Genomic DNA, 418 nt, shown 5'->3' on the forward strand with positions numbered 1-418 from the left:
ACGCTTAGTCGCTTAACCTCACAACCCACAGGCGTTTTACAACGCTGCAGACTGCAAGCATTTGAGAGACTCGAACATGTCATCATTCATTTCTTATTACGGAGAAATGAACCGACACGTCGTTTCAATTTTCAGCTTGTTCCGGATTGTTAAAGAGCAATATCTCAAACGCAGCTCGCAAGCTGGTTTTGAGATACTGTGGAGACACCTTTCACCTGTCACCAAGCAAGTGGCGTCCCCTAGGGGATTCGAACCCCTGTTGCCGCCGTGAAAGGGCGGAGTCCTAACCGCTAGACGAAGGGGACACGATTCGTGTCACGACTTCGCAGCCGTCTTGCTCATTACTTTTCTATCAGACAATCTGTGTGAGCACTGCGCGGGAAGGTATCTTCAGGTAAGGAGGTGATCCAACCGCAGG

Annotated in this window: 1 tRNA gene; it reads right to left on the reverse strand. The window is 50.0% G+C overall.

Going from position 1 to position 418, the window contains the following annotated elements:
- Positions 1-230: 230 nt before the first annotated feature.
- Positions 231-305 (reverse strand) — tRNA-Glu (locus ACCW76_RS20905).
- Positions 306-418: the final 113 nt, after the last annotated feature.

Source organism: Pantoea sp. C8B4, assembly GCF_051336905.1.
GTDB classification, from domain to species: domain Bacteria; phylum Pseudomonadota; class Gammaproteobacteria; order Enterobacterales; family Enterobacteriaceae; genus Pantoea; species Pantoea rwandensis_B.